The 1,089-nt window shown below is 68.2% G+C and carries 1 protein-coding gene; it reads left to right on the forward strand.

What is annotated here, in order from left to right:
* Nucleotides 1–1,047: transposase (locus tag ACFV3E_RS46805; protein WP_500542665.1), on the forward strand; the 1,047-nt coding region annotated here is incomplete at its 5' end.
* Between the last annotated feature and the right edge of the window lie 42 nt (nt 1,048–1,089).

The following is a 1,089-nucleotide window of genomic DNA, read 5'->3' on the forward strand; positions in this document are numbered from 1 at the left end:
GGGGAGAACGTCCGCCGGGAATGGGCCGAGCAGGTCGGCCGGGACGGGTTCGCTGTCCTGGACGCCATCGACGCGCCGACCGCTCCGGCCTGGCTGCGCGAGGTCCCCGCAGTCCGCATCCTGCGCCGGGCCTGGGCAGAGCAGTACCACCGGGACAGGCAGGAGGTGTGCTGGCGGGAGGGCAAGGACCTCCCGCCAGCCAGAGACCGGCTGACCTCCCCATATGACACGGACGCCCCTTACGGCATCAAGCGGGGATCGGGCTGGTGCGGCTACAAAGTCCATCTGAGCGAGACCTGTGAGCCGGACGCCCCGCACCTGATCACGAACGTGGAGACCACGAACGCAACCGTCAACGACACCGAGATCACCGCGAGAATCCACCAGCATCTGGCCGACCGGAAACTGAAGCCGCGTGAGCATCTGGTGGACGCCGGATATGTCACCGCCGCCCACATCCTGGCCGCCCGCGAGGACCACGGCATCGACCTGCTCGGCCCCGTCGGCATCGACACCCACCACAGCGGACGTGACACCCAGGCACCGGACTTGGCCCAGGCTGCATTCACGACGGACTGGGTGGCCAAAAACGTCACCTGCCCAGGCGGAGCGGTCAGCGCCAGCTGGTCCCAACAGCGCAAAGCCAGCGGGACCCCGCTCGTCCGGGTGCACTTCGCGCTCGCCGACTGCGACCCTTGCCCACTGCGAGCGAGGTGCACCAAGGCAGCCAACGGCAAGTGGGGCCGCAGCCTGACCCTGTTGCCCCGCGAGCAGCAGCAGATCCTCGAAGAGCGACGCGCCGAGCAGCGGACCGACTCGTGGAAGGAACGCTATGACGTGCGAGCCGGGGTAGAGGGCACAATCTCGCAGGCCGTCCGCCGCACCCACCTGCGACGCACTCCCTACCGGGGCCAGAGCAAAACCCACCTCGCCAACGTCCTCTCCGCCACCGCCCTCAACATCATCCGCCTCGACGCCTGGCTGAACGAGACCCCACTCGGCACCACTCGCGTCTCCCATCTCGCACGCCTCACCCTTGCGGCATGACCCGCTCCCGAGAGCCGATTTACGACTTTCCCAACGGAGTCC

This window comes from Streptomyces sp. NPDC059718, from assembly GCF_042733315.1.
Lineage (GTDB): Bacteria > Actinomycetota > Actinomycetes > Streptomycetales > Streptomycetaceae > Actinacidiphila.